Annotated in this window: 1 protein-coding gene; it reads right to left on the reverse strand. The window is 62.4% G+C overall.

Translation table 11 applies throughout. The features are described 5' to 3' along the window. Positions 1-283 precede the first annotated feature (283 nt). A complete protein-coding gene (locus CQY20_RS33695; RefSeq protein WP_165789333.1) occupies positions 284-1,303 on the reverse strand; it encodes a tyrosine-type recombinase/integrase in 1,020 nt (339 codons plus the stop codon). Positions 1,304-1,702: the final 399 nt, after the last annotated feature.

A 1,702-nucleotide genomic window follows, 5' to 3' on the forward strand; every position in this document is an offset into this window, starting at 1 on the left:
CAAGCATCCTCAGTAACGCGCCACGGTGGTCCCATCCCCCTGGCAATCAGGTGGTCCCATCACCCTGGCAAGCGACACGCTGACCAGCCAGCCCAACACTGGATAACATTCGTTATGCATAAAGAAGGTTGCCGTTTCCTGGCCCAACCGCGGATCGGGAAGTGTTCAGGGTTTCGGACCGGACTGCCGAGTCGGAACGTCGTGCGATCACTACTTGACATGAGTTGAACTTTTCGGCAATCGAATCGGTCAGTCACGCGCTCGCAGGCTTCGGCGCGAGCGGCTACTCCGGCTTCTTGAGTAGACCGTAAAGCCCGTTCTGCGCTGCGGCCGCTCGGGTTTCAGATCCCGCGGCGGTGACGTACCGCTGTGAAGTGACCATGGACTCGTGGCCGAGAAGTCGCATCAATGCGTACACGCTGACGCCAGCACTGGCGAGCTCGGTGGCGAATGTGTGGCGTAGCACGTGAACTAACGCGCCTCGGGCACGGTCCTCATCGATGCCGGCGCGGCGGAAAGCCCGCAGAACGCGATATTGCAGCGTGCCACGCGTAATCCGGTCGCCGTCAGAACCGACGAAAAGTGGCGCGGTTGGCGGCCACGCCGCCAATCCGCTCACAGCGGAGGAGCGCCCCTTGGCCGTAGCGGGAAAGCGGACAGCGCGACTGTCGAGGTATTCCACGAGGACCTCCACAAGTGCCAGCTCGACCGGGATGCTTCGGTCCTTGCCGCCCTTGCCGCGGACCTGAATGATCGCACCGTCATCGCGACGCCGAACGTCGCCGACGTTGGCGCGCAGTAGTTCATCGGCGCGGAGCCCGGCGAGGAGGGACGTCAAAATAAGCGCGCGATCACGTTCCATCCAGTCGCTGGCACGCCGCTCGGACTCCGAATCGACCGCCGCGAGCAGCGCTTGAACCGACGTCGGGGGCAACCCCTTCGGTAGCGTCTTGGCGATCTTGGGACGGCCAACCAGTGGCATCGGGTTAGCAGGGATCAGGTCCGAGGTGTACAGAAAGGCGCACAACACGTTCCATGTCGACCAGCACCGCTGAATCGAGGCCGCTTTGTGGGTTTCGGCGTATTGCGCGAACGCCCCGCGCATCGCCTTAGTCGTGATGTCGCCCAACGACATTGCGGCGAGATCCCCCTTGCTGCCGACGATGAGCGCTGCGATCGCGTCAAAGTCCTGGCGGTAGGCCTTCATGGTGTGTGGCGACGGCTTGCGCGTGCCACGGTCGGCCAGGAACGGCGCGAACCACTGCGGGCGCAAAACTGAACCGCCGGCGGCCGTCACTCTCACGCTTTGGTGGCCAATGCCGGCGAGCTCAAACCAGAACGACTCGAGAGCCAATCAGTCAGCGCTCTAGTTTGTTGCAGTGACCGCTGGAAACCACCCGTCGAAAGGGTCAGTTTCGGCCGCCCGTTGACGAGCTCGATGATGGAGGTAAAGCACGACCGACCCGCGCAGGATCAGCCCCGGCTGCAACCAATCGGTCGAGCAGTCTCGCGGGTGGATTTTTCTGACGAAATCTCAACTGCAGATCCACAGGCATTCCGTTCTCGGCGCCAAGGTGGTACCAACAATTCCTCTCCGCCGAGCCAGGGGGCCAAGTCGGAATGTCTGAATCGCCCTGGAAATGCTGGAGGCTCCTGACCTTGGAAACGAGGATGCAGGTATGCCGAAGGAACAGTCGCCTGG

The organism is Mycolicibacterium agri (assembly GCF_002553505.1).
GTDB classification, from domain to species: Bacteria; Actinomycetota; Actinomycetes; order Mycobacteriales; family Mycobacteriaceae; genus Mycobacterium; species Mycobacterium agri.